At 46.5% G+C, this 24,013-nt stretch carries 25 protein-coding genes and 1 tRNA gene; all 26 read right to left on the reverse strand.

Features of this window, described 5'->3' with window-relative positions:
* Positions 1-246 (reverse strand): 50S ribosomal protein L25 (locus IID12_02680; GenBank protein ID MCH8287997.1); only part of this gene is annotated, 246 nt, incomplete at its 3' end.
* A 20-nt stretch (positions 247-266) separates the two neighbouring features.
* A complete protein-coding gene (locus tag IID12_02685; protein ID MCH8287998.1) occupies positions 267-1,217 on the reverse strand; it encodes a ribose-phosphate pyrophosphokinase in 951 nt (316 codons plus the stop codon).
* Between the two features lie 19 nt (positions 1,218-1,236).
* Positions 1,237-1,307, reverse strand: a tRNA-Gln gene (locus tag IID12_02690).
* Positions 1,308-1,313: 6 nt separating this feature from the next.
* Entirely contained in the window at positions 1,314-2,177 is an 864-nt protein-coding gene (gene ispE, locus IID12_02695; GenBank protein MCH8287999.1) for a 4-(cytidine 5'-diphospho)-2-C-methyl-D-erythritol kinase, read from the reverse strand.
* On the reverse strand, positions 2,174-3,613 hold the full coding sequence (locus IID12_02700; GenBank protein ID MCH8288000.1) for a glutamate--tRNA ligase: 1,440 nt from the start codon (positions 3,611-3,613) through the stop codon (positions 2,174-2,176). The genes ispE and IID12_02700 overlap by 4 nt, the downstream gene beginning before the upstream one ends.
* Before the next feature lie 2 nt (positions 3,614-3,615).
* Entirely contained in the window at positions 3,616-4,236 is a 621-nt protein-coding gene (locus tag IID12_02705) for a DedA family protein (protein ID MCH8288001.1), read from the reverse strand.
* A gap of 6 nt (positions 4,237-4,242) precedes the next feature.
* Positions 4,243-4,722, reverse strand: a complete 480-nt coding sequence (locus IID12_02710) for a 2-C-methyl-D-erythritol 2,4-cyclodiphosphate synthase (protein MCH8288002.1) — start codon at positions 4,720-4,722, stop codon at positions 4,243-4,245.
* Positions 4,715-5,407: a 2-C-methyl-D-erythritol 4-phosphate cytidylyltransferase gene (gene ispD / locus IID12_02715; GenBank protein MCH8288003.1), complete on the reverse strand. Its 693-nt coding sequence runs from the start codon at positions 5,405-5,407 to the stop codon at positions 4,715-4,717. The genes IID12_02710 and ispD overlap by 8 nt, the downstream gene beginning before the upstream one ends.
* Positions 5,408-5,416: 9 nt before the next feature.
* Entirely contained in the window at positions 5,417-6,448 is a 1,032-nt protein-coding gene (queA, locus tag IID12_02720; protein ID MCH8288004.1) for a tRNA preQ1(34) S-adenosylmethionine ribosyltransferase-isomerase QueA, read from the reverse strand.
* 19 nt (positions 6,449-6,467) lie between these two features.
* A complete protein-coding gene (gene ruvB / locus IID12_02725; protein ID MCH8288005.1) occupies positions 6,468-7,496 on the reverse strand; it encodes a Holliday junction branch migration DNA helicase RuvB in 1,029 nt (342 codons plus the stop codon).
* An 11-nt stretch (positions 7,497-7,507) separates the two neighbouring features.
* Positions 7,508-8,473 (reverse strand): transketolase family protein, encoded by a 966-nt coding sequence (locus IID12_02730; protein ID MCH8288006.1) that lies wholly within the window; start codon positions 8,471-8,473, stop codon positions 7,508-7,510.
* A 7-nt stretch (positions 8,474-8,480) separates the two neighbouring features.
* The gene (locus tag IID12_02735; protein ID MCH8288007.1) at positions 8,481-9,332 is read right to left on the reverse strand and encodes a transketolase; all 852 of its coding nucleotides are present in this window, start codon (positions 9,330-9,332) and stop codon (positions 8,481-8,483) included.
* A 62-nt stretch (positions 9,333-9,394) separates the two neighbouring features.
* Positions 9,395-12,229, reverse strand: coding sequence for an excinuclease ABC subunit UvrA (gene uvrA / locus IID12_02740; GenBank protein ID MCH8288008.1), 2,835 nt, complete (start codon positions 12,227-12,229; stop codon positions 9,395-9,397).
* A 270-nt stretch (positions 12,230-12,499) separates the two neighbouring features.
* Positions 12,500-13,255: a hypothetical protein gene (locus tag IID12_02745; protein ID MCH8288009.1), complete on the reverse strand. Its 756-nt coding sequence runs from the start codon at positions 13,253-13,255 to the stop codon at positions 12,500-12,502.
* 181 nt (positions 13,256-13,436) lie between these two features.
* Positions 13,437-14,354, reverse strand: a complete 918-nt coding sequence (locus tag IID12_02750; protein ID MCH8288010.1) for an asparaginase — start codon at positions 14,352-14,354, stop codon at positions 13,437-13,439.
* Positions 14,355-14,438: 84 nt separating this feature from the next.
* Complete coding sequence (locus tag IID12_02755) at positions 14,439-15,128, reverse strand: pyridoxine 5'-phosphate synthase (GenBank protein MCH8288011.1); 690 nt, start codon at positions 15,126-15,128, stop codon at positions 14,439-14,441.
* A gap of 23 nt (positions 15,129-15,151) precedes the next feature.
* Complete coding sequence (locus IID12_02760; protein ID MCH8288012.1) at positions 15,152-16,213, reverse strand: divergent polysaccharide deacetylase family protein; 1,062 nt, start codon at positions 16,211-16,213, stop codon at positions 15,152-15,154.
* The gene (locus IID12_02765; protein ID MCH8288013.1) at positions 16,197-16,748 is read right to left on the reverse strand and encodes a hypothetical protein; all 552 of its coding nucleotides are present in this window, start codon (positions 16,746-16,748) and stop codon (positions 16,197-16,199) included. Before IID12_02765 ends, IID12_02760 begins: the two co-directional genes overlap by 17 nt.
* Positions 16,745-17,356 carry a hypothetical protein gene (locus IID12_02770; protein MCH8288014.1) on the reverse strand — a complete coding sequence of 204 codons (612 nt, stop codon included), beginning with the start codon at positions 17,354-17,356 and terminating at the stop codon, positions 16,745-16,747. The genes IID12_02765 and IID12_02770 overlap by 4 nt, the downstream gene beginning before the upstream one ends.
* Before the next feature lie 481 nt (positions 17,357-17,837).
* The gene (locus IID12_02775) at positions 17,838-18,206 is read right to left on the reverse strand and encodes a nucleotidyltransferase domain-containing protein (GenBank protein ID MCH8288015.1); all 369 of its coding nucleotides are present in this window, start codon (positions 18,204-18,206) and stop codon (positions 17,838-17,840) included.
* Positions 18,203-18,763 (reverse strand): transposase, encoded by a 561-nt coding sequence (locus IID12_02780; GenBank protein ID MCH8288016.1) that lies wholly within the window; start codon positions 18,761-18,763, stop codon positions 18,203-18,205. Before IID12_02780 ends, IID12_02775 begins: the two co-directional genes overlap by 4 nt.
* A 359-nt stretch (positions 18,764-19,122) precedes the next feature.
* Positions 19,123-20,274 carry an acyl-CoA dehydrogenase family protein gene (locus tag IID12_02785; GenBank protein ID MCH8288017.1) on the reverse strand — a complete coding sequence of 384 codons (1,152 nt, stop codon included), beginning with the start codon at positions 20,272-20,274 and terminating at the stop codon, positions 19,123-19,125.
* 62 nt (positions 20,275-20,336) lie between these two features.
* Positions 20,337-20,780 (reverse strand): GtrA family protein, encoded by a 444-nt coding sequence (locus tag IID12_02790; protein ID MCH8288018.1) that lies wholly within the window; start codon positions 20,778-20,780, stop codon positions 20,337-20,339.
* A gap of 241 nt (positions 20,781-21,021) precedes the next feature.
* Positions 21,022-21,852: a metal ABC transporter permease gene (locus IID12_02795; GenBank protein ID MCH8288019.1), complete on the reverse strand. Its 831-nt coding sequence runs from the start codon at positions 21,850-21,852 to the stop codon at positions 21,022-21,024.
* 4 nt (positions 21,853-21,856) lie between these two features.
* Positions 21,857-22,789: a zinc ABC transporter substrate-binding protein gene (locus IID12_02800; GenBank protein MCH8288020.1), complete on the reverse strand. Its 933-nt coding sequence runs from the start codon at positions 22,787-22,789 to the stop codon at positions 21,857-21,859.
* A 17-nt stretch (positions 22,790-22,806) separates the two neighbouring features.
* Positions 22,807-24,009 carry a hypothetical protein gene (locus tag IID12_02805; GenBank protein ID MCH8288021.1) on the reverse strand — a complete coding sequence of 401 codons (1,203 nt, stop codon included), beginning with the start codon at positions 24,007-24,009 and terminating at the stop codon, positions 22,807-22,809.
* Positions 24,010-24,013: the final 4 nt, after the last annotated feature.

Consider the following 24,013-nt stretch of genomic DNA (forward strand, 5'->3'; position numbering starts at 1 on the left):
TACCGGATGAATCTGCACCTCTTTTATTACAACTTTCTTGGCGTCGGCATCGCCCATTTTCATATTTATTATCACATTTCCCGAAGCGATTATTCCAAGCAGCTCCCGCTCCTCTATCAAAAGTAGTTCCGGCTCATCTCCCGAAGAATAGTACACGCCGGGAATTCCACCCTCGCGCCTCGTGCTGCTTAAAACGCTTTTTTTTACTACTTCCCGAGACCTGACGTTAAGTAAATCATTTGCCATATCTTGCTCCTCTAATCAATTCAATAATCCTGTTCGTCAAAAAGTTTGCTGATAGACCTCTCTTCGTGTATTCTGATGATTGCTTCGCTGAAAATATTAGCTACGGATACTACTTCCAACTTTTCAGATGAATGGTCTTCCCTTAACGGAATTGTGTCGGTAACTATGAGTTTTTCTATCGAAGATTCATCTATTTTTTGCAGAGCGTTTTCGGAAAGAACCGGATGGGTAGCCAAAGTATAAACCGCTTCCGCTCCCTTTTTGATAGATGTTTCGGCAGCGTTTATCAGCGTTCCTGCCGTATCTACAAGATCGTCCAACAACAGAACTATCTTACCCTCTATATCTCCAATAATGTTCACAACTTCCGATTTATTTGCTTTCTCCCTCCGCTTGTCCACTACGGCTAAATCAAGGTCTAAACGGCGCGCAAACGCTCGTGCCATCTTTATACCGCCGATGTCCGGCGCCATAACTACCGCGTCCTTGATATATTCCTTCTTGGATAGATATTTAATCAGAACAATCGACGAGTACAGATGGTCGAACGGTACGTCGAAAAATCCTTGAATTTGAGGCGAGTGCAGGTCCATTCCTATCACCCTGTCGGCTCCCGCCACGTTGATCATATTGGCGAAAAGCTTTGCGGAAAGAGCGACTCTCGGTGTGTTTTTCCTGTCCTGCCGGGCGTAACCATAATACGGGATAACAGCTGTTATCCGTTTTGCCGATGCGCGCCTCGCGGCGTCCATCATTAAAAAGAGCTCTATGTAATTTTTCGCCGGAGGATTGGTCGATTGAATGATGAACACGTCACGACCGCGGATGTTTTCGCCGAATTTCACAAACATTTCCCCGTCTTTGAACTCTACGATTTCGAGCTCACCGAGAGGCTGACCGAGATTTTTCGCTATCTTCTCCGCTAAGGCTCTGTTAGCCCTTCCGCTGAATATTTGAAGATTACTTTCCATTTCTGTCCTATTTATCTCGCTGGGGTGGGAGGATTCGAACCTCCGGTCCAGGGACCAAAGCCCTGTGCCTTGCCGCTTGGCCACACCCCAAAATATTTAGTATGTGTAAGCGGGAATTAATCTCAAGACCCAACTCCGCGGATTTCCGCCAAGCGCTCTTTTCCCCTTTTCCGCTTCGGTCAGTGATTCGAAAAACCCGTAAACCGCCGAACCGCTGCCCGAGAGCGATGTAAAAACTGCACCCGATCTTGATATCAACTCCTTCAATCTGCCGATCTCCGGGTACCTGCTGAAGACCAACTCTTCAAAATCGTTTCTAAATCCATTCTTTAACGTCGCTTCCCCGTTATGCGGGAAACGAGCTAGATTAACGTCTTCCGAATCCCTTGTCAAGCTTAAATGGTTTAGCGAATTATAAGCCCAGGACGTTTCTATCCTTATCTCCGGAACCGCAAGCAGGACGCTTAAGTCTTCGGGTATATTACCCGGAGATAATAGATCGCCTATGCCTTCGGCGTACCGGCACCCACCCTGTATAAAAAACGGCACATCCGCCCCGACTTCAGAAGCGATATTTTCCATTTCCCTGCCGGTCAGTCCGATTTTCAGCAGGTCGTTAAGTCCGCGGATCACGCACGCGGCATCGCTGCTTCCGCCGCCCAGTCCGGCGCCGACCGGTATCTTTTTATCAAGGAATATGCTTACCCCTCCGCTTTGGCTTATCGATTCAAGAAATATCCGGGCGGCACTTACGCAAAGGTTTTCTTCTCCATCCGGTACCTTCTCACCCTTCGACTCAAATTCAACTCCCGGTTCATTTTTCAATTCGATTTTCACCACGTCGTGCATGCTTACAGTTTGAAACAGCGTCTTTAAGGTGTGATAACCGTCTTCTCTTTGTCCGGTAATTCGTAACCCTACGTTAATTTTTGCGTACGCTTTTAGCTCTGCGGAATTCAAACCGTACCTTTTGCCTTTTTCATTCGGGATAAAACTTCATCTTTTCCAAAGTATTCAACCAACCTTGGCAGTTCGGGTCCGTGGCTTTGCCCCGTTAGGGCAATTCTCACAGGCATCCACAGATTTTTACCACTACTGCCCGTCGCTTCCTGAACCTCTTTCATAATCGCGCGGAATTCATCTGTGCCCATGTTGTCATAACTTCCTGAGGCTGCGATAAAACTATTAAAAATCTTCCTCGAATCTTTGCTTTCCAATATTTTTCTCTCGTCTTTTCCAGCAGGCACAGCTTCGTCTTCGTAAAATAGAGATGCGTATTCAGGCAGTTCGGAGAGGGTTGACAGGTTGTCTTTAACGGCGTTTATCACCATTATGGTTCTCTCCCTGTTCTTTGTCGGATAACCGGCTGAATTAAGATACGGGATTGATAACTCCAATAACCTCTCCTCGCTTAACGAACGGATATACTGGCCATTCATCCATAAGAGCTTATCATCATCGAATACTGCCGATGAAGTTGTCATTCTTGCAAAATCAAATTCGTTTATGATCCTTTCGAGGTTCAGTATATCGTCCCCGCTCTTTGATGACCATGAGAGCAGACTCAGATAGTTGATAAGGGCGTCCGGTATATATCCTTCTTCTCGATAACGTCTGATAGACAAGGCGCCGTTCCTTTTGGAGAGCGTTTTTTTCTCTTTGTTCAGAATCGTCGCCGTGTGCGCAAATTTCGGAGGCTCAAGATTCAATGCTTCATATAGCAACAATTGCTTTGGAGTGTTAGATACATGCGCTTCACCCCTTATCACATGACTTATTTTCATGAGCGCATCGTCAATCACTACGGCAAAGTTGTATGAAGGCATCCCCGAAGATCGAATAATTACAAAATCTCCTATGTTGGAGAGCTTCCACGATATTTCACCCTTAATCTGGTCTGTGAACGACAGCTCGCCTTCCCGCACCATAAATCGCAACACGGGTTTAATGCCGGCGGATTTCTTTTCATTCTCTTCAGCGACTGAAAGCTCGCGGCACTTCCCGCTGTACCTCGGCTGAAGGCTTTTACTCAAAGCCTCTTTGCGGGTTATCTCCAACTCCTCCTCACTACAGTAGCATTTGTACGCAAACCCGTTCTCTAACAGTTTTTCCGCATATTCCCTGTGATATTCGATTCTGTCTGATTGGAGATATGGACCGAAATCCCCGCCTATATCCGGACCTTCGTCCCACTCGATACCCAGCCATTTTAAATCTTCTGCAAACCCTTTCTCCGAACCGATAACGTATCTATCCTGATCGGTATCCTCAATTCTAAGTATCAGCTTTCCGTTCTGCTGCTTCGCGTACACCCAGTTCAACAAAGCCGTGCGAATGTTACCCGCATGCAACTCGCCTGTGGGGCTTGGAGCGAACCTGACCCGAACATCCGACAAGGCTAAGATTCCTCCGAAGGAACCGGCTGCCGGTTCTTTTTCATAACGATTAAAACGCCCGCTGTCAGCGCAAGAATAATAAAGATCGTTATTATTATGTTATAATTACCCACAACCGCTTTTACATACTGCCAATTTTTTCCCGCATAATAACCTGCGGTTATCAGCAATCCGTTCCATATCAAGCTGGAAATAAATGCAAGGATCGTTACCTTGAGAATATTAAGGCGGGCGAAGCCTGCAAATATGGACACAACAGATCTCGTCCCGGCAAGAAACCGGTTCCCCATTACTACAAAGTATCCCCACCTGTCAAACCATTTATCAATTTTATCGATTTTCTTCGCACCGAACCATTTAAAGTTTTTCCTATCAAAATATTCCCTGCCGAAATACCTCCCGACCGCATAATACGTCATAAACCCAGCTAAACTCCCTATTGTCGTCATGGCAAGACTTGGAAGAAATTCTATTTTCCCCAACCCTACAAGGTATGCGCCGAATATCACGACAGTGTCGCCGGGAACAGGTGGAACGATATTTTCAACATACGCAGCTATCAGAAGAGAACCGTACAACCACGCGGGATTCAACCCGCCTATCGTATCTAATATTCCTTCCACTTTATTTTATTCTTTCTTTTCCAATAGGGCAACGGCATAAGCCGCAATCCCTTCACCCCTGCCGAGCGTTCCGAGTCCTTCGTTAGTCGTCGCCTTGATCGAAACCGTACCAGAATCAGAGTTCATAGCCCCGCTTATTTTTTCGATCATTTCTTTTTTATACTGCGCTAATTTAGGTTCCTCTGCAATGACGGATACATCGACGTTGACCGCTCTCCATCCTTTATCTTCGAGAGTAGCTGTTGCCTTCCCGAGTAGTTCAAGAGATGAAATGTTTTTGTAAGCATCATCTGTATCTGGAAAATGTTCGCCGATATCGCCGAGGTTTGCGGCTCCAAAAAGCGCGTCCACTATCGCATGACAAATAACGTCCGCATCGGAATGTCCAAGTAAGCCGAGCGGGTGGGGGATATTCACTCCACCCAATATCAAAGGCGTACCCTCATTGAGCGGATGGATGTCATATCCGATGCCTATCCTAAACATTTACGGCATTATCCCGGAAGTAACGTTCTACTAATATGAGGTCCTCCTGCACCGTAACTTTTATGTTATCGCTCCTGCCTTCAACAATAGAAATTTCGACGTTCATGCGTTCAACAAGCGACGCCTCATCAGTTCCGATATATCCGTCCCTTTCCGCTGTCGCAAGAGCTTCCGTTAATATATCTTTTCGGAATCCCTGCGGCGTCTGGGCTAACCATAAAGAGTCCCGTTTAATCGTTTTCACGATTTTTCCGTTCTCCACTTCTTTGACAGTGTCTTTACACCTGGTCGCAAGCAAAGAGGCGCCATGATTATAGACATCTTCGGTAAGGGAATCGATGTCGGAAGGATCTACCAAGGGTCTTGCGCCGTCATGAATTAGAACCAATTCAGATTCCCGGGACAGTGCTCTTAATCCGTTTTCTGTGGAGTTCTGACGATGGGTTCCTCCTGCGACAACAGAGTTGATTTTTCCGAATCCCTCTCCCTTTACCAGTTCTTCTACAAAACCGAGAGAATCTTCCCGTGCGACGATTATGATCTCATCCACGCTGTCCGCTGCTTCGAATCTCGAGATAGTCCATGCAAGCAGCGGTTTACCGTTTACCTGCACCCTAAGTTTATCCACGCCGTTATCCATGCGTTTCGAACTTCCCGCAGCGACTATGACAGCGGATACGGCCATCTTTTCTAATTAAAGAATCAGCATAGCATCGCCGTAACTGTAAAAGCGATACTTATTCTTTTTTGCCACTTCGTATGCATGAAAAATCAGATCACGTGACGCAAACGCCGATACAAGCATTAGGAGTGTCGAACCGGGCATATGGAAATTGGTGATCAGCTTATCAGCCACTTTGAAATCATAAGGCGGATAAATGAACTTATCAGTCCAACCCATTCCGGGATTGATCCTGTTTTGCGTTATGAATACGGATTCCAATGCTCTGGTAGTAGTCGTTCCCACGCCGACTATTTTTTTACCTTTCTCCATCGAATCATTTACTATAGTGGCGGCATCCACCGATATTTCAAAATATTCCGAATCCATCCTATGACGGGACAAATCTTCTACATGAACCGGTTTAAACGTCCCGAGCCCCACGTTAAGAACAATCGGGATAACATTTACCCCTTTTTTCTTGGCTTTTTCGAGAAGCGGTTTGGTGAAATGCAATCCTGCTGTCGGAGCAGCGACGGCTCCGATATGGCTTGCGTAAACCGTTTGATACCGTCTTTTATCCACCGCAGTCGCTTTTCGTCTAATATACGGCGGCAAAGGTGCGGCGCCGACTTTATCGAGAATCTTATAAACGTCATCCCCGTTGCAGGAAAACCTTACAACCCTCCCGCCGGAAATTGTGTTGTCGATTACGTCGCATGACACAGTTTTCGTGATAGAGAGCTTATTCCCAATCCTGACTTTGCGAGCCGGTTTGACAAGCACTTCCCACATGTTGCTCTCGAGCTCTCTCAGTAGAAAGAGTTCCACATGTGCATTCGTCTTCTGTTTAATCGCCTGAACTCTTGCCGGAAAGACCTTTGTTTTATTGATTACGAGGCAATCGTCCTTATCAAGGTAATCTATTATATTGAAAAATTTTCGGTGCTCAATTTTTCCCGTATCCTTGTGAAGGACCATTAGTTTCGATCTATCCCTTCGGGGCAGCGGTTTTTGCGCCACGTATTTTTCCGGTAAGTTATACTGAAATTCTGCTAATCTCATCCCCATATCTTTTTATCTCCTACTCTGTAAAAATTGTTCCTTGTGTGTTTTTCGTTGCTTTCATTCCAAAATGTTTATACGCATGAAGAGTAACTTCTCTTCCCCTCTGCGTGCGTTGGATAAAGCCTTCTTTGATCAAAAACGGTTCATATACTTCCTCGATGGTGTTTCTTTCTTCTCCCACGGCTACCGCAAGACTGCTTAATCCGACGGGACCGCCGGAAAATTTTCCAATGATGGTTAAGATTATTTTCTTATCCATATCGTCCAGGCCGATCTCATCCACTTCAAGTTTCTCGAGCGCATTCTCGGATACATCCTTCGTTATGACACCCTGAGCTTCGACCTGCGCAAAATCCCTGATCCTTCTGAGAAGCCGGTTGGCTATTCGCGGAGTACCCCTCGAACGTTTTGCGATCTCCCATGTTGCATCGTCGTCAATTTCGATATCAAGGATTCTTGCCGACCTGATAATAACGTCTCTCAATTCTTCCGTTGTATAATAATCCAACCGCTCGACGACGCCGAACCTGTCTCTCAGCGGAGACGTGAGTAAGCCGGCGCGGGTTGTTGCTCCCACAAGAGTAAATCCCGACAATTTCAACTGGACACTTCTGGCATTCGGTCCTTTATCTATCACTATATCTATCTGATAATCTTCCATCGCCGAATATAGATATTCTTCTATCGTGGCATTCAACCTGTGGATTTCATCTATAAATAGTACGTCTTTCTCGCCCAACTTGGTCAGAATACCCGCCAGATCTCCCGCCTTTTCGAGCGCCGGACCGGAGGTCATCGAAATGTTCACACCGAGTTCCTTAGCGATAATATTGGCGATTGTTGTTTTTCCTAATCCGGGTGAACCAAACAGTAACACGTGATCAAGCGGTTCATCTCTTCCGAGCGCAGCCGTAATATATAATTTCATATTGTTGACAATTTTTTTCTGACCGATAAATTCAGAAAATGACTGCGGACGCAAAGATTTTTCTATATCGTGGTCTTCCTTCAGCTCGCTCGGCTTGGAAATTTCCGTTTTTGAAATTGCTTTGTCAGTCACTTGTTTTTCAACACCCTCTTTACGGCTTTCTTGATATCGCCCGACGTCAGTCCGTATTTACTCATCAGCTCATCCGATTCGCCGGATTCTCCGAAGCTGTCATCGACTCCCACCAATTCCATCGGAACCGGCTTTAAAACCGACAACACTTCCGCGACCGCGCTCCCCAGGCCGCCGATCTTTTGGTGTTCCTCGGCTGTTACTACCGCGCCGCATTCCCCGGCAGCTGACACCAGAGCATCCGAATCAATAGGTTTGATTGTATGGCAGTTCAGTACTTTTGCCTCGATTCCATCAGCCGAGAGCTCCTTCGCGGCAAGAAGTGATTCGTACACCATCCTTCCGCATGCTACTATGGCAACGTCGCCACCTTCCTTTAACAGATTAATTTTTCCGCCTTCAAAGGGGGTTTCCTCCGTTGTGTACACCGGCGCGTTCTGTCTTCCGAACCTGATATACACAGGTCCTATCGTCTCAGCGGCATATAACGTAGCTTTTTTAGTTTCGATACGGTCGGAAGGCGCTAACACGGTCATATTGGGAAGTACCCTCATCATCGCTATATCTTCTAACGCCTGATGAGTCGCGCCGTCGGGACCGACGGTGATGCCGGTATGGGATGCGGCGAGTTTTACGTTTGCTTTGTTATAACAAACAGAAATCCTTATCTGGTCGATGGTACGCATCGGCATGAATACGCCGAAACTCGTGGCAAAAGGTATCTTCCCCGATAATGCCAAACCGGTAGCCATTCCAACCATGTTTTGCTCCGCAACGCCGCTTTGGAAAAACCGTTCAGGCCATTTTTTTATAAAATCACCTAATTTCAGGCTGCCCGACAGGTCGGCGCAGAGCGCCACAACGTCTTCATTTGAGTTTCCGAGCTCCACCATTGCTTCCCCGAATCCCGACCTCGTGGCTGCTTCTTCATACCCGTTGAACAAATCGGAGATCAAATTCATCTGTGAATTAATCCCCGTCATAACCCACCTCTTCGAGACCCAATTCAGCCAGCGCCTCCATCATCTCTAACCGGTTCGGGGCTATACCGTGCCATTCATACTTATCTTCGAGAAACGATACTCCTTTTCCCGGAGTAGTATGCGCTATTATGCAGACGGGCTGTTTCTTTATCTCTATTGCGGCATCGATTGCCTGGAGAATGTGGTTCATTTCATTCCCGTTAATCTCAAAAACCATCCAGTTAAACGCTTCAAATTTATCCCTCAGCGGTTCTAACGGGAAAATGTCTTCGGTGAGTCCGTCGATCTGTATGTTGTTCCTGTCCACAATGGCGATGAGGTTATCCAACTGCCATTTCGCCGCAGCGTTAATCGCTTCCCAGCTTGAGCCCTCTTCCAGCTCCCCGTCACTCAAAAGAGCGAATATCCGATGCTTTGCCTTATCGAGACGGGCGGCTAATGCCATTCCCACCGCTATACTCAGTCCCTGACCGAGAGATGCCGCGCTTGTTTCTATGCCGGGCAAATCAAGTCTGCTCGGATGACCTTGCAGCCGTGAATCGATCATTCTTAGGGTTTTGAGCTCTTCCATATCGAAATAACCCGCTCTCGCTAACGTCGAATAAAGTACCGGGCAGATATGACCGTTTGACAGAACAACCCTGTCACGTTCATTCCAATCCGGATCATCCGGATCATGATTCAGAATATTAAAGTATAAAGCGGTAAAAATATCAGCCATTCCGAGTGGACCGGCTGTATGTCCCGAGCCGGCTTTTTCGAGCATACGTAAAATATCACCCCTAATTTCCTTAGCGGTAACTTCAAGAGAATCTATGTCAAGATGGTGAGAATTCATAAAATAAAATTGCCTTAAGCTATTGTAATATAAGCATTTTTAAGCCTCTTTCCAAGAACTTTCTATTGCACACCGTTAAGAATTTCTTTCAAAAATTTGCCCGTATATGATCCCTTGACCTTAGCCACTTCTTCCGGTGTACCGGTAGCCACAACCCTTCCGCCTTCGTCTCCCCCCTCCGGTCCCAGATCGATCACATAGTCAGCCATTTTTATCACTTCTAAGTTATGTTCTATTATCAGGACGGTATTTCCGAGATCAACGAGGCGGTTCAATACGGAAAGCAGCATTTTTATATCCTCAAAATGCAGCCCTGTTGTAGGTTCGTCGAGAATGTAAAGTGTATTACCTGTGTCTATTTTACTCAGTTCGGATGCGAGCTTTACCCGCTGAGCCTCTCCCCCGGAAAGCGTTGTCGCCTGTTGACCGAGATGTATGTAGCCTAATCCGACGTCGGAAAGAGTTTGCAGTCTCCTTTTTATTCGAGGAACTTTATCGAAAAAGGAGAGAGACTCTTCGACCGTCATCTCAAGGATATTAGAAATATTCATCCCCTTATATCTGATTTCAAGCGTTTCCCGGTTGTACCGCTTACCTGTGCAAGTCTCACATGTTACATATACGTCCGGGAGAAAGTGCATCTCTATCTTCTTTATTCCGTCACCCTCGCACGCCTCACATCTGCCGCCTTTGACATTGAAGCTGAACCTGCCCGGTTTATATCCTGCAATTTTTGACTCCGGCAGATTGCTGAAGAGTTCTCTGATATACGTGAACGTCCCTGTATAGGTTGCGGGGTTTGAGCGTGGAGTTCTTCCTATGGGTGACTGGTCGATATCAACTACCTTGTCGATATATTTGAGCCCCTTAATGGAAGAGTAAGCGAGCGCTTTTGCCTTATTCGAATAGAGATGTCTTTGTAATGCGGGAAAGAGAGTTTCATTGATAAGCGTGCTCTTCCCTGAACCCGATACACCGGTAACCGCTGTAAACGTGCTGAGAGGAATCGTTATGTCTATCCCCTTGAGATTATGACCTCTCGCCTCTATTAACTCGAGAAATTTCCCGTTGCTTTTACGCCTTTTTTTGGGAATCTCGATCTTCAATTTCCCTGAAAGATATTTCCCGGTAATTGACTTATTAGACCTTTTCAGTGTAGCTAACGTTCCTGCCGCGACTATGTTTCCACCGCTTTTCCCGGCGCCCGGACCCAAATCCACAATCCAGTCTGCTGCTTCGATTATCTCTCTGTCGTGTTCAACCACTAAGACAGTATTACCCAAGTTTTTAAGTTTGGTCAGCGCCTCGATCAAACGCAGATTATCGCGCTGATGCAGACCTATTGAGGGTTCGTCGAGAATATATAAAACACCGACAAGCTGAGACCCTATTTGCGTCGCAAGCCTGATTCTCTGCGATTCTCCTCCGGACAGAGTGCTGGAACGCCTGTCGAGCGAAAGGTAATCCAGGCCTACGTTAACCAAAAATTTCAACCGGGATTTTACTTCGCTGATTATCTGTTTGGCTATCTCTTTTTCCGATTTTGAAAGGCTCAGAGAAGAGATAAAAGAGTGTGCGTCCTTAATGGACATCGAGGTAATATCCTGAATGTTCGAGTCTCCTATCCTGACCGCGAGACTTTCTTTCCTCAACTTGCTGCCTTTACATGCCGGGCATGATTTAATCGACATGAATTTTTCAATCCACTGCCTGATGCCCGATGATCCGGTCTGAGAGTACCTCCTCTTTAAGTTCGGTATGACGCCTTCAAATTTGCTCAGGTACTCTCCTTTAACTTTCCCGTCGCTGTGAGTGTATTTTACGCTTATCTCTTTGTCTCCGGATCCATTCAGCAATACGTCTTTAGCCTCGTCCGAGAGGTTGACCCACGGGGTTACAAAATCGAAACCAAACTCTGCCGCTACGCTCTTTAACACGGATGAAAACCAATTACCCCTCGGCTGACCGCCGATCGGTTCAATGGCGCCCTGAGCAAGCGATTTCGACGGGTCGGGAACAACCATATCCGGGTCTATGTCCATCTGAGTTCCGAGACCGTGACAGTGATGACAGGCGCCGTAAGGGCTGTTGAATGAGAACATTCTCGGAGTGAGCTCTTCATAGGATATTCCGCAATCGGTACATGCGAAATGCTCGCTGTACGGATGTATCTTGCCGCCTAATTCTTCGATGTAGATCAACCCGGAACTCAACTTAAGAGCCGTTTCCACAGAATCCGTCAACCGCTCTTTGATCTTCGGCTTCACCACGAGCCTGTCCACGACAACCTCAATAGTGTGTTTTTTGTTTTTAATAAGTTTCGGAGGATTGTCAACGTCGCTCACTTCGCCGTCGACTCTGACGCGGACAAACCCCTTTTTTCTGACGTCCTCGAAGACTTCACGGTATTCCCCTTTTCGCCCTCTGATCAAGGGTGATAGGACATGAATACGTTTACCTTCCGGGAGATTCAGGATAGAATCTACGATCTGCTGTACTGTTTGCCGCTCTATGCGTTTACCGCAATTGTAGCAATACGGCGTGCCGACCCTCGCGAAAAGAAGGCGCAGATAATCATATACTTCCGTAACCGTTCCGACAGTAGAACGCGGATTTTTCGACGTCCCCTTCTGTTCGATGGAAATTGCCGGAGACAGACCTTCGATATACTCAACGTCGGGTTTCTCCATGAGACCGAGGAATTGCCGGGCATACGCCGACAGGGATTCAACGTAGCGCCTCTGCCCTTCAGCATATATCGTGTCGAAAGCCAGCGAAGATTTGCCGGATCCGGACAAGCCTGTGAGAACTACAAATTTGTCTCTTGGGATATCAACATCTATGTTCTGAAGGTTGTGTTCCTTCGCTCCGCGTACAATTATCTTATTACCTGCCACCGCTGTCCCATTTAATTCCGAGCATAGAATATACTAAAATTTGGGAGCAAATTCAAGCGTTATTTAGCGGATTCCCCTTCGATTAGAAGATAATTCGGGAATTGATAAAAAACTTCATTGCTTCTGAGTTAATTAACAGGGATTTTGAAATTGAACCTGCAATTTAGCTAAAAACTCCCGCGCGTCATCCTGTCTACCGGCATCTTCTCCTACATCTCGGACTCCTGCTCCGTCATGCACGTGTCCGGCATATCGGGTCACCCCTGTCTCTTAGAAAAATTCCAAATATATGATCTTTATCTCTCTGCTTGCAGCGGCTGTATCTTTCCTGTTTCCAAGAATATTGTTCACGTCAAACTCTATGATCAATTCATCGACGAACGACCACCTTAGAGCCGCGTTCAAATATCCGTTCCCGGAACCGAATGTTTCACCGCGGTTGTCGTTCAACGCAAAATCATATTCACCAAGAATCGAAATTTCTTCGTTTATACTCTTATCAAAACCGATCCACATGTTTATATCTTCATCACCGTCTTTGTTCTCAAAACTGAAATTGACTCCCCCGTGGAATCCGAGATTACCCATCATCGAGTAATTCTTGCTCGCCGCCGCATATACTCCGGGCGACTTAATCTGATAGCGATTCAGTGAGTCTGACCAAGCCCCGAAACCCTGACCGCTGTAGCCGAGGGAAATTGCCGGACCGGAATACGACTCCTCGAAAAGTCTGTATTTTATATTGACTTCCGGTCTGGCGTTCCACTCTACTTTGCCCTCGCCGATGATGTTCAAGCCGCCGTAAGTCGCTCCGAACGTAATACGGTCGGTAAGACCCACAGCCACTCCGCCGAGTAACCCGCCCTGAGAGTATATCCGCAATTCTATGTCGTAACTTCCCCGTTCCAATGACCCGGCAGTAGGCCTGTTTATAAGGGTTCGCTGCTCCGAAATGGGGATATTTTGTGCGTAAACCGCCGTCTGGAGCAGAAGATATATTAAAACCACTCTAATCTTACCGTACATATATAGGGAGCTCCTTAGGTGAATTAAACTTAATATAAACAACCACCTCTCAAAAATACAAGCAAAAGAGGCTCCTACTTATACGTACCAGATCGGATTTTTCTCCCGAATATTTTTTCACCCGTGAAATCACCGGAAACAGGGGCAGCGAACTGATGATAGCCTGAAACAGTTTCGAAAACTACTTATCATCCTTCACTTCTATCCAGCCCACATCAGTTCCCACATGATTTTTCAACACCGGTCTTCTTAAGTTATCGAAATCGCCTCCCGGGGTTACACCCATCTTGTCGAGTATATAGAAGACGGCAGGGGCGACCGCCCTACGGCTTCCGTCATGCGCCTTGAGCGCTATCCCGACCGGTCCGTCTGGCGTTTTTATAGCCATGCACTGAACTCCTTCCGCACCCATCTTCGAGAGTATACTCCCTTTTCCCGATGTCATCAGCACGGTGTCGAAGCGTTCGGTTCCGGCGACCATTAGAGGATACGACGTCATCTTTTCCCATATATCATTTAACAGACTCCCTTCCTCCGCCTCTGCAAGTTTACTGTACATCAGCGCCATTTTTTCAATAGTGAGGTAGAATACGGGAGCCGAACAACCGTCAACCCCCACGCGAATCTCATTTTCTTCCGAATATTTTTTGATTTCTTCGAGGATTCTTTGCTGTACCGGATGGGCAGGGTTCAGATAGTCATCAAGCGGTTCATCCCTCATCTTAGCAGTGGCAAGCATCGCTGAATGCTTTCCCGAGCAGTTGTTGTGAAGTAGTGACGGCGCTGATCCCTCTTTATTCATTTTCCGCCTCACTTCCTTGCCAAGCGGAGGATGAACTCCGCAGCCGAGCAGGGAAGAATCCAAACCCGTCTTATCGAGTATGCTTTTTACCGCTTTCACGTGCATCTCCTCTCCGGAATGCGAGGAACAGCAAACCGCAATCTCTTCATCGCTTAATCCGAATTCAGTGTGCATTCCGATCTGAAGCGCCGGCAGCATCTGAAACGGCTTAGCGGCGGAACGAATGTAGGTGTACATCTCAGGTTCTCCGTACCCTGCGATGAGTTCACCTGATACTCCTACAACAGCAGCGCTCACTTCATGAACGCTTTCGATCTCACCGTTTCGATAAACGTTTATTTTGATAAGAAAATTTCCTTCGGGAGGGAACGATTCAGAAATTCATTTAACGAGGTCTATCATATCCCGTACGGCGTTTTCCAATCCGATAAGCATCGCCCTGCTTATGATTGCGCCCCCGATTGATATCGTGTCAATCTGTTCGATCTCCGCTACGTAAGCTGCGTTTTGATAGGTCAATCCACCTCCGGCGGAAACTCCGAGATCGAATTTGAACGCAGCTCTCGCGACTGACGCTATCCGCTCAAGCTCTAATGTCCTGTCGTGATAGTTTTGTGTGCCGGCGAATCTTGTGGTATTCAGATCGACATAATCGGCGCCTAACCGGGAGGCGGTCTTAGCATCCGAAACTTCCGGATTTATTCTGATTGCCACTGCGAGGTTCTTGTTGTTTTTCAGTACAGAAATAGCTTCTTTCATATGTGAAGCGACCCTGGAGTCGGTCAAACCCAATTCATCGTCAAGAGTTACCATCGCGGAGTTTATCGATAACGCCTTGTCAACCAGGCGTTTGGAGGAACTTATGACCAAATTTAATCGGGAATGTACCACTTCCTGAAGGATATTTAGATCCCTCAATCGCTCTTCTTCTCTTTCCTCTGTGAGCCTGATACTCACAGCGTCCACGCCGGCTAATTCAGCCGCGACAGCTGCTTTAACGGGGTCTATGGAACGGTCTATGGTGTCTCTCATTTTCGCCACCGGGTCCAACTTTACCTCAAGTAATGCCATATTTAAAACTCCTAAGAAATTGGTTAGTTCATGAGCTGTGAAGGATAGACAAAATCAAAACCTTCTTCGATTATTAAAGGAATTTCTTTTTTCAATGCCGAAATAGTTTTAGCGTTTACGTGGCCAATGCCGATAGCGGAACCCTTTCTAAAAGCCTCATTTTTCAATTCATGAATCCTCTGTTCAACAGTCATTAAATCATCCGAATTATCCAGAAAGACCGCCCTTTTCGCCGCCGGAACGCCCATCTTAAGCGCTTCTGCATAGCCGACACTTGACGCATGGGTCGCGCTGTCAATAAAATATAAGTCGTAAGGACGGATTACGGCAAGAAATCTCTGAATTATCTTCACTTCTGATGTCACCTTCGAGCCTTGATGATTGTTCAACCCCACGGCTCCCGGTACACTGATAAGCGCTCTTGAGATTCGCTCGGAGATTTCGCTCTCTGTCATGCCGCTCATTATGATATACTCCTCCTCCCCGCCTCGATAATCATACGGTTCCATAGGAAGATGCAGCAGTACTTCTTTTCCCTGTGAGACGGCAATTTTGGCTACTTGGGTGGAATGTTCATGCCCTGGGATTACCGCAATTCCCAGCGGAATCGGCATCCGGAGAAGTTCATCAACCCGGTCGTCCCAGAAATAGCCGAAATCGTCAATGAGTATTGCTATTAGTCCGGAAGATATATCGTCTGTTTCTTTGAAACGGAACAAAAAGTCTTCTTCATTTCCGTACTTGATCAGCGCTTGAAATTCGCCTTCTCCGACGTTCCAATTGAACTCGGGTAATAATCCTGTTTCGCCGAGTGTCTCAGTTATTACTTTTTTCATCCAGACTTTTCCCAGCCCTCTTGCATACATAAAGAGAGTCGTGCCATTCTCATCTACAGGAAATACTTTAAACCCTTTTTCGTTCAATGAGGATACAAATTCGTTGTCAATATACACTTCAAGAGCTTCCGCTGACATGATCCCGTTACCCTCTTCATCGCCAAAGTAAATGTACGCTATGATTATTGCGTCAATGATAAGCCAGATGACGATCCAGACAACTAACGTCTTCTTAAAAAATCGATTCATCAACCCATCTCTCTATCCGCCAGCTCTCTCCGGGCGCATTTTTATCGAAAAAGAAGACTGCCGTTCCCGTCAACTGTATTTCCGTATCTAACTTCAGCACAAAACTTTTTGACACTTTTGCTTTTTTAGCTCCCTCGAAATATATGACGCTTAATGCAGAATCCGGCGCGGGCGACCAGTAAGCCTCCTCGACCGTACTGTTCCACTCGAGTGATATGTTCCTTACCGCGCGGAACAGACCTGCCGTCGTTTTCAGCTCGGTGTCCCTCCCCCAACTGTCAAACCTGCCTGTTCCTTCCACGCTCGGATCAAAAAATACAAATACAAATCCCGTATCGATCACTTCGCTGTAAACTAACGAGTCACCGAAAATATACGCGAAACGAAAATTTTCCAATACTTCCTCGGGGTTCAGTCTTTCCGTCAAAACGGCGTCTGTTCCCGATTCCACCACTCCGAGTTCAGGTGCAAACGGGTTCACACATCCATACATCGTAACCAGTAAACCCATCAGAAGCGAATCAGAGAACTTCATTGAGCCCTCGCCTTCATCTCGCTCCATGTAGGAAGTTTTAGCGTATCGTCCTCGCTGCCGAACGTCAGATCCTCCCACCGGTATATCGACCAGCTACCGCTGAAATCCTTCGCCATCCTGAGTTTGGCAATCCCTTTCATCCGTGTGGGGACGTTCTCGAGCTGGTGCATGATATCCAGATCATATACCTCCTCGAACGTTGCAGTGTCTGAGGGTATGGATGGTTCCTCGAATTCCTCGAACCCCAGCAAAGCAAGCGCTCCTGATGGCAGTGAAGATTCAGAAAAGATAAGATTGATGTATCTCCTCTCATCTTCAAGCGTCCAACTGTCAAAAGCGCCGGGATTGTTGATCGCCGTCTCCTGATCGGGAATATATACGAAATCTCTCTCCGAGTTGCTCGAATCCGTCAGACAGCGCATGTAGTTATCCGCGTTCCGCTCCAAAAAAGCGTTTGACATATTTTCAAGCACCATATCAGGTGAAGTAGGCTGCTGCCAGAGACTTCTACCGACATTTTCGTCAGGGTCTTCCGCCTCACGAGTTCCGAACAGTGAATCGCAGCCGAAAAACAGTATGGATAGGATCAGCAAAAGATACTTTTTCATCGTTTGAACATAAGGAAACACCCGCCGAATGTCAACGAATCTGATTCACTATAAGGGAGCATTCTCAAATCTCGGAACCCCCCGGAAACGCTATGCGGGGACACTTACCCGCCGGAACTCAGCTCATGGGGTACTTATTCGAGGTAGTTGCAGTAGGGACAACTCAGGAGTTGTCCGCCAAATTACACACCCCGCCCCGCTGGAAGCGGGGCACCCCTCTCAAGAGGGGATTTTTCCCTCACCCTTGAGAGGAGCATCCGCCGGCTGGAGGAGGAGGGGTGTAATCCTCCCGGTGTAGTGAAATCACACCCTCCCTTCTGGAGGGTTTCGCGGGCGATGACGAGACGCCGTATTCCGTGGATGTCAGAGATTGTCCCAACTCGCACTCTACATTTATTCTGAGTGCTTGAGATTCTTCGTCCCGAAGCTTCGGGACTCAGAATGACAGCGTTCATTGTGGCGCAGTCACCCTGACTAGCGTTTAAACATTACTAAACAAAATGACAGATGATTTTTCGAGTCCCTTCTTTATTGTCGAAGTTTTTTCATCAAACAGTTCGATATGAACTTTCTTACCAAGTCTATTTGATAATTCGTTTTGCCATAAATCTTGGAAATCAATCATAATCAGAGTCCGTTCTGATTCTGGCAGCGAAGGAAATTCCATAGCAATATCAATATCACTCATCTTTACTGCCTCGTTTCTAGCGTGAGACCCATATAGATAAATTTTCATCTTAAAAGGCTTAGTACTTGCCCAATCAGTTATACGCTGTTTAATAAGTTTAATGATCATTAATACCTCTAATTCCGTGGCAGTCAGGGCTTGCCCTGACGCCATGTTTATCAATAGATAATTCCTTTTATATCGGTTAGTGTCAGAAATCTCTCATCTCCATCATCATACCAACCGGCACTTGAATAGAGAAATTTCTCCGCTGTTTCCATAAGACCTTTTCTCACCGGATTTCCATGGATATAATTTATTTTCGTTCTCGTCGTCTCAGGTTTTCTTAACTGCAAATCGTCAAACCTCGGCATCCATACTTGGTTGGATTGTTCTTTTGTCAGTCCAAATTCTTCTGCCGATCTCCTGAACAGTTCTAAGAGTGCAGGAGATTGTTCATTAGCGAATTCTAATATCTTTTTAGCTGAAAACGATTTCCACTCTCTGATAAAATTTGATAAGTCTCCCTTGTTGATTGATTGTACTATCATATGAATATGGCTCGGCATTAGACAGTAGCAGTAAATTTTCATCTCGTATTTCTTTCGCACATCTTCCAACAATTGAAGACACGACGTTGCTAATAACTTGATATGAAATACACTGATATGATGTGTAATCGTAGTGGTGATGAAAACCGGGAATTCGGAATCGTCGTATTTTGTTCTTCCTCTTTTCATACTTTGCTGTCAGGGCAAGCCCTGACTAGCACTTGAGTGCTTCCACTCTCCGAGTTCTGTATTGTAATATACATCACTATAGATAGTGCCATGGAAAATCCAACCTCTAATCTCCTTTTTTCCGTGGCGGTCAGGGCAAGCCCTGACTCTCACGTTATTCCTCTCCCCTTAAGGGGAGTGTCCCGGCTGAGCCGGGACAAGGGGTGTTATTATTGGGTAATAAAAACTATTGAGAAAATATTACAATTACACCCTCCGCCTTTGATAATCTTGGATTATCAAAGCCACCTCCCACAAGGGAGGAGGTTCTGCGATCAGGATAAATCCTGACTCGCACTCATACCCTATGTATGAGAGTATCAATATCCCCCCTTCTTGAGCGTTTCGCGGGCGATGACGAGGCGCTGTATTTCGTTCGTGCCCTCGAAGATGCGGTGAACGCGGGAGTCTCGGTACATCCGTTCGATCTTCAGCTCGCTTGAATAGCCCATGCCGCCGTGTATCTGAACGGCATGATCGACTATCCTATCAAGCGCTTCGGAACAGAAGAGTTTTACGCACGACGCCTCCCGTGTGATTTGCTTCCCTTCATCGTACGCATTAGCGGTACGGTAGAGTATGCTTTCCATCGCGTAAATATCGGTTGTCATTTCCGCCAGCATCCACTGTATTGCCTGGAAATCCGCGATCGGCTGCCCGAACTGTTCCCTCTGCTGCGAGTATAACGTGCTGAGCCGGAGTGACTCCTTCGCCTGACCGAGAGTTACGGCGCCGAGACCGAGCCTTCCCACATCGAGAATCGTCAATGCAATATTGAATCCCTGTCCGGGATCACCGAGCAGATTTTCATTAGGAATACGGAAATCGCTGAAAGATATCGCCGCCGTTTCGGAACCCTTGAGACCCATCTTTTTTTCGATTTTGTCGATGTTGAATCCGTCATTCGCTGTTTCAATCACAAAAGCGCCCGGACCAAGGTCCTCTCCGTCTTTTTCCATCTTGGCGTAAACGACTATGACGTCCGCTATCGGCCCATTGGTCACCCAAATCTTTGTGCCGTTCAGCACCCAATCACCGCCGTCATAAACGGCTTTCGCCTTCATCGCCGCGGCGTCTGAACCTGAACCCGCCTCGGAGAGCGAATAAGCGGCGATCAATTCACCCTTTGCGAGACCGGGAAGATATTTCTTTTTTGTTTCTTCAGAACCGAAAAGAATTATAGTCTGAGAACCGATAGACAGGTGCGCTCCGAGAAAGGTAGCCGTCGATGCACACCCCTGGGATATCTCCTCCTGCATAGCGCAGTAGCCGAGCTCTCCAAACCCGCCTCCGCCGTATTCCGGAGGAATGAGAACGCCCATCAATCCGGTCTCGCCTAACTTCTTGATCAGCTCCTCCGGGACCTTTTCCTCGCGCTCTATACTGTCTGCTAACGGACGAATCTCCTGATCTGTAAACTTCTTCGCCGTGTCGCGCAGCATTTCGATCTCTTCAGGCAGTCTAAAATCCATATTCCCTATCCTCGTTATTTAATGATCTGATCCGTTCGCTTATTTTTCTTAATACTGATCGGTTATTCTACCCCACTTCTTACCGGTCTCTCCCGGAACGTCCACAGATCGTTAATGATAAAGTTTATAATCATACCTATACTGATTCCAATCAGGTTCGCGAGCAGGTAGTTCCAGCCGAAAACCTCTTTCAGCGCCACAAGAACGGCAATGTTTCCGATCAAAGCCGCAACACTTACAGAGAGGTTATACTTCATGAGTCGCCGGAGGTAGTCCCATCCTTCAGCTTTTTGTCTGTCCCCCCACGTCCAAAAATTATTCCAGACGAAATTATTTAACACAGAAAGTTCTATAGCGATGATACTTGCAAAGAGATAATACAATCCCGCAATTTCCTTCAGAAACCATAGAAAAAACATGTTGACAAGCAGACCGGATCCGCCCACAATTGCGAATTTAACGAATCGCAGGGAGGCAAATTCCCTTCTTATACTCCCGATAGACATATCAACTCCATGAATCCATTTAGAGACTCGACGATTCAAAACAGATGATCATTTTCAGCGGAAGCATGAAATATTCTCTTCCGTTCCTCTGTCGTTTACTGAAAGGAAATTAAGGTTTGATCGTTCTAAACTTCAAGGGATAATGGAGTGCGGTCCCGGGTTTATTCGCCCGTGTACACCATGAAACTACCCGCCTGACATTAGTCGGGCGCTCAGAGAGACAGATCGACCGGTTAGTTCTCTACCCGATAATAAATCTTTTCTGTACTGCTTTGACCAATCCGGCTACGGCTATTATCAAACCGAAAGTGGTTACTATCGCAGCGCCTGTCGGCAAGTCGAATTGCACGGAGAAATACATCCCGAGCAAATTACCGAGCAAGCCGAGCGACCAGCCTATGATGAGTCTTATCTTAAAGTCCTTGGCAAACAACATGGCACACACTGCTGGAACAACAAGATACGCAAACACGAGCAGGACTCCGGCTATCTGTACTGCGGTTGTAACTACAAAACCGAAGGAGATGTAGAACAGAAAATCCCAGAGTTTTACGTTTATCCCGCTGTTGAAAGCCCCTTCAGGGTCCCGCGATATATATATCATTCTCTTCCGTACCAATATATGAAAAGCACCTATTATTGCGTAGAGAACCGCTATCCGAATAATATCATCCCAATTTACAAGGAGTATGTATCCCACGAGCATTCCCTTAACTTGCTCGGCGCCGTTTGGGGCACGGTCCATCAGAAGAATAAACGAAGCTGCGGATACCGCGTAGACAATCCCGATTATCGCTTCCTGAGGAACGACTTCCTTCCGCATACGGGTCAGGGCGAATATTGCAGCCCCGATAAAGGTGAAGAACAGCGCCGAAAGAAAAGTCTCAAGCCCGCCAAGTTCATACCCGAGCAGCACTCCGACACCGGCTCCGGCAGCGGCTATCTGCGCCAGGGCTAAATCTACAAATATCACCTTCCTCTCGACTATGTGTATCCCGAGATAAGAGTGGATCGAAACAATAATAAATCCCGCAAGCAGCGGCAATGAAATCAGTTCAAACAATTTATCAATCTCCTTATTGTATATTCTCTTCCCATTTGAACGCCTTCACTAACTCATTCAGGTTATAATCGAACATATCGAAGTAGCTGTCAACACCGTCGAAAGCGCCGACGCTTGGGGCTACGCTAATAACTTTTCCACCCACTTTGTCAGCAATAACATTCGCCGGCTTATCGTCGAAATACGGTGATATAATGATCGTTTTTATCTCCTGACTACGCATCTTTTTAATTAATTGCACGAGGTGATTCGGGCTGGGCGGTATTCCGGGTTTAGGCTCTATGAAATCTACGATCACGAACCCGAACCGTTTCTCCAGATAGGGCCAGGAGTTATGGTATGCAATTATCTTCCTGCCCTTGAATGGATCCATCAATTTATTCCATTTCTTAAGTGATTCATCCAATCTCGAATTGAAATCCTCCAAATTACGCTTAAAATATTCTTTATCTTCCGGAGACGCGCTCACAAGCGCATTATAAATGTTTTGAGCTATTATCTTTCCGTTGATTGGATCATGCCAATAATGTGGATTTCCGTAAACATGGATATCGCCACCCGCCCTGAGTTGAGCTGCCGGTATGTTCGGGATTTCGAGAAGGGATACCCCCTTCGACGCGTCCGCATTCCCCGGAGCGCCCCATAAGATTTTTTTATTACGGGAGTTCTCAAGCAGTGGTGTGAGCCAGTAGATTTCGAGGTCCAATCCCGCCCACACGAGTATGTCAGCCTTTTTCATCTTGATTATGAAACTCGGCTTCGGGTCGACAAAATGAGGATTTTGATATCCCTTTGCAATGGTGGTCACTTCTACCCTGTCTCCGCCTACTTCTTTTGCTATCGCGGTAAAGTTGGGCAGCGTCGATACAATACGCAGCTTAGCATGAACTTGTGAAGCTCCGACAAATAGGATAAGTAAGATTAATAATTTCTGTATTAATTTCATTTTAACACTCCGTTTTTTTAATATATGTGCGCTCCATGAGCGCCTATAACGAAATTCCACTGAAGCGATAATAGTGTGCTGCTCTTTCCTTGAGAATCTTTGCTTGTGGTGGACTGCAACCTTATAGTCTGAAAATTGCTCGGAAAGTAGGTCAATGCCGCCACATATTTCTGATCCGCATTTCCTGAGTTGTCCTGCAATTCAGCTCTGTCATATCTTCCGAGGACAAACCATCTTCTTCCGATTTGATATTCCACGTACGAATAAAAACCGGCAGCTTTAATATTTTCAGGCGTTCCTTCCTCCCTGTCCAGGAAAAAGAGTTCTGTCTGCCAGGTAAACGAATTGTAAAGCTGTCTTCGCAGCGGTTTCCATTTGTACGTAATGTCTATCCCGTAAAGATTCGTTTTATACAGCCCTAAACTATCATTAACGCCCGACATTGCTGTGCCGCCGAGCAGAAGCGCCGAGTTATCCCCTAAATTAAAAAAGGAGCTGAAATGTCCGTTATACGCCAGATCGTTCGTAGAATTTCCATTGAATATCATTTCGTTATCACCGTTTGTCACCTCAAACGTCGCCTCCCAAAAGAGGTCCCACTTATTCGGTATCAGATAACTAACGGAAACACCCGTTTCGACCAATCCTTCGCCGCCGAAATACATTTCTAACGGGAGCGGGTAGTCCACGAAGACAACTTCCGGCGGATGAATCGGATTCAATCTACCCAGCTTCGTCCTAATTATCCCCGCCTTTGCTCTGAGGTCGAATGGAAGAGAAAAAACCGTGATAAACGCCTCCTCTAATTCTACCGCTTCTTCTTCAGGAAGAAACGCTATAAAAAAGTCCGCTCGCGCATAGGGGTCAATTACCATCTGAAAGGAAAGTTCAACTTCGTGAAAGTTAAATCCTTCCGGCGAACCCTCTTCAATGTCGATCTCAACTTCACCATTTGCCAGAACATCTCCGCTGAATTTCGTTATCAACCCGATATTCGGATTCATATTGCTGAAGCCGCCCACCGATGCGGTCGGAATCTGTACTCTCGGTTGCAGAACCTGCTTTGATGAACTTTTGTCCTCAACCAGCATTTTAGCTAATTCAGCTTCAAGCGCTGCGTCTGCGCTGTCAACTGCCGAGCTGTCTGTCTCTACTTGCTGAGCTTTTAGCGGTATTGAACTTAAAACCGATATAAATGATATAAGTGCTATAATTTTCAATAAT

It is taken from the genome of Candidatus Neomarinimicrobiota bacterium (genome assembly GCA_022567655.1).
Lineage (GTDB): Bacteria > Fidelibacterota > SORT01 > SORT01 > SORT01 > JADFGO01.

What these genes read in the sequence shown, in the direction of transcription:
- IID12_02685 (MCH8287998.1), bottom strand. Translation starts at nt 1,217, where the DNA reads ATGGAAAGTAATCTTCAAATATTCAGCGGAAGGGCTAACAGAGCCTTA.
- IID12_02710 (MCH8288002.1), bottom strand. Translation starts at nt 4,722, where the DNA reads ATGTTTAGGATAGGCATCGGATATGACATCCATCCGCTCAATGAGGGT.
- ispD (MCH8288003.1), bottom strand. Translation starts at nt 5,407, where the DNA reads ATGGCCGTATCCGCTGTCATAGTCGCTGCGGGAAGTTCGAAACGCATG.
- queA (MCH8288004.1), bottom strand. Translation starts at nt 6,448, where the DNA reads ATGAGATTAGCAGAATTTCAGTATAACTTACCGGAAAAATACGTGGCG.
- IID12_02730 (MCH8288006.1), bottom strand. Translation starts at nt 8,473, where the DNA reads ATGAATTTGATCTCCGATTTGTTCAACGGGTATGAAGAAGCAGCCACG.
- IID12_02735 (MCH8288007.1), bottom strand. Translation starts at nt 9,332, where the DNA reads ATGAATTCTCACCATCTTGACATAGATTCTCTTGAAGTTACCGCTAAG.
- IID12_02745 (MCH8288009.1), bottom strand. Translation starts at nt 13,255, where the DNA reads ATGTACGGTAAGATTAGAGTGGTTTTAATATATCTTCTGCTCCAGACG.
- IID12_02755 (MCH8288011.1), bottom strand. Translation starts at nt 15,128, where the DNA reads ATGGCATTACTTGAGGTAAAGTTGGACCCGGTGGCGAAAATGAGAGAC.
- IID12_02760 (MCH8288012.1), bottom strand. Translation starts at nt 16,213, where the DNA reads ATGAATCGATTTTTTAAGAAGACGTTAGTTGTCTGGATCGTCATCTGG.
- IID12_02765 (MCH8288013.1), bottom strand. Translation starts at nt 16,748, where the DNA reads ATGAAGTTCTCTGATTCGCTTCTGATGGGTTTACTGGTTACGATGTAT.
- IID12_02770 (MCH8288014.1), bottom strand. Translation starts at nt 17,356, where the DNA reads ATGAAAAAGTATCTTTTGCTGATCCTATCCATACTGTTTTTCGGCTGC.
- IID12_02780 (MCH8288016.1), bottom strand. Translation starts at nt 18,763, where the DNA reads ATGAAAAGAGGAAGAACAAAATACGACGATTCCGAATTCCCGGTTTTC.
- IID12_02785 (MCH8288017.1), bottom strand. Translation starts at nt 20,274, where the DNA reads ATGGATTTTAGACTGCCTGAAGAGATCGAAATGCTGCGCGACACGGCG.
- IID12_02790 (MCH8288018.1), bottom strand. Translation starts at nt 20,780, where the DNA reads ATGTCTATCGGGAGTATAAGAAGGGAATTTGCCTCCCTGCGATTCGTT.
- IID12_02800 (MCH8288020.1), bottom strand. Translation starts at nt 22,789, where the DNA reads ATGAAATTAATACAGAAATTATTAATCTTACTTATCCTATTTGTCGGA.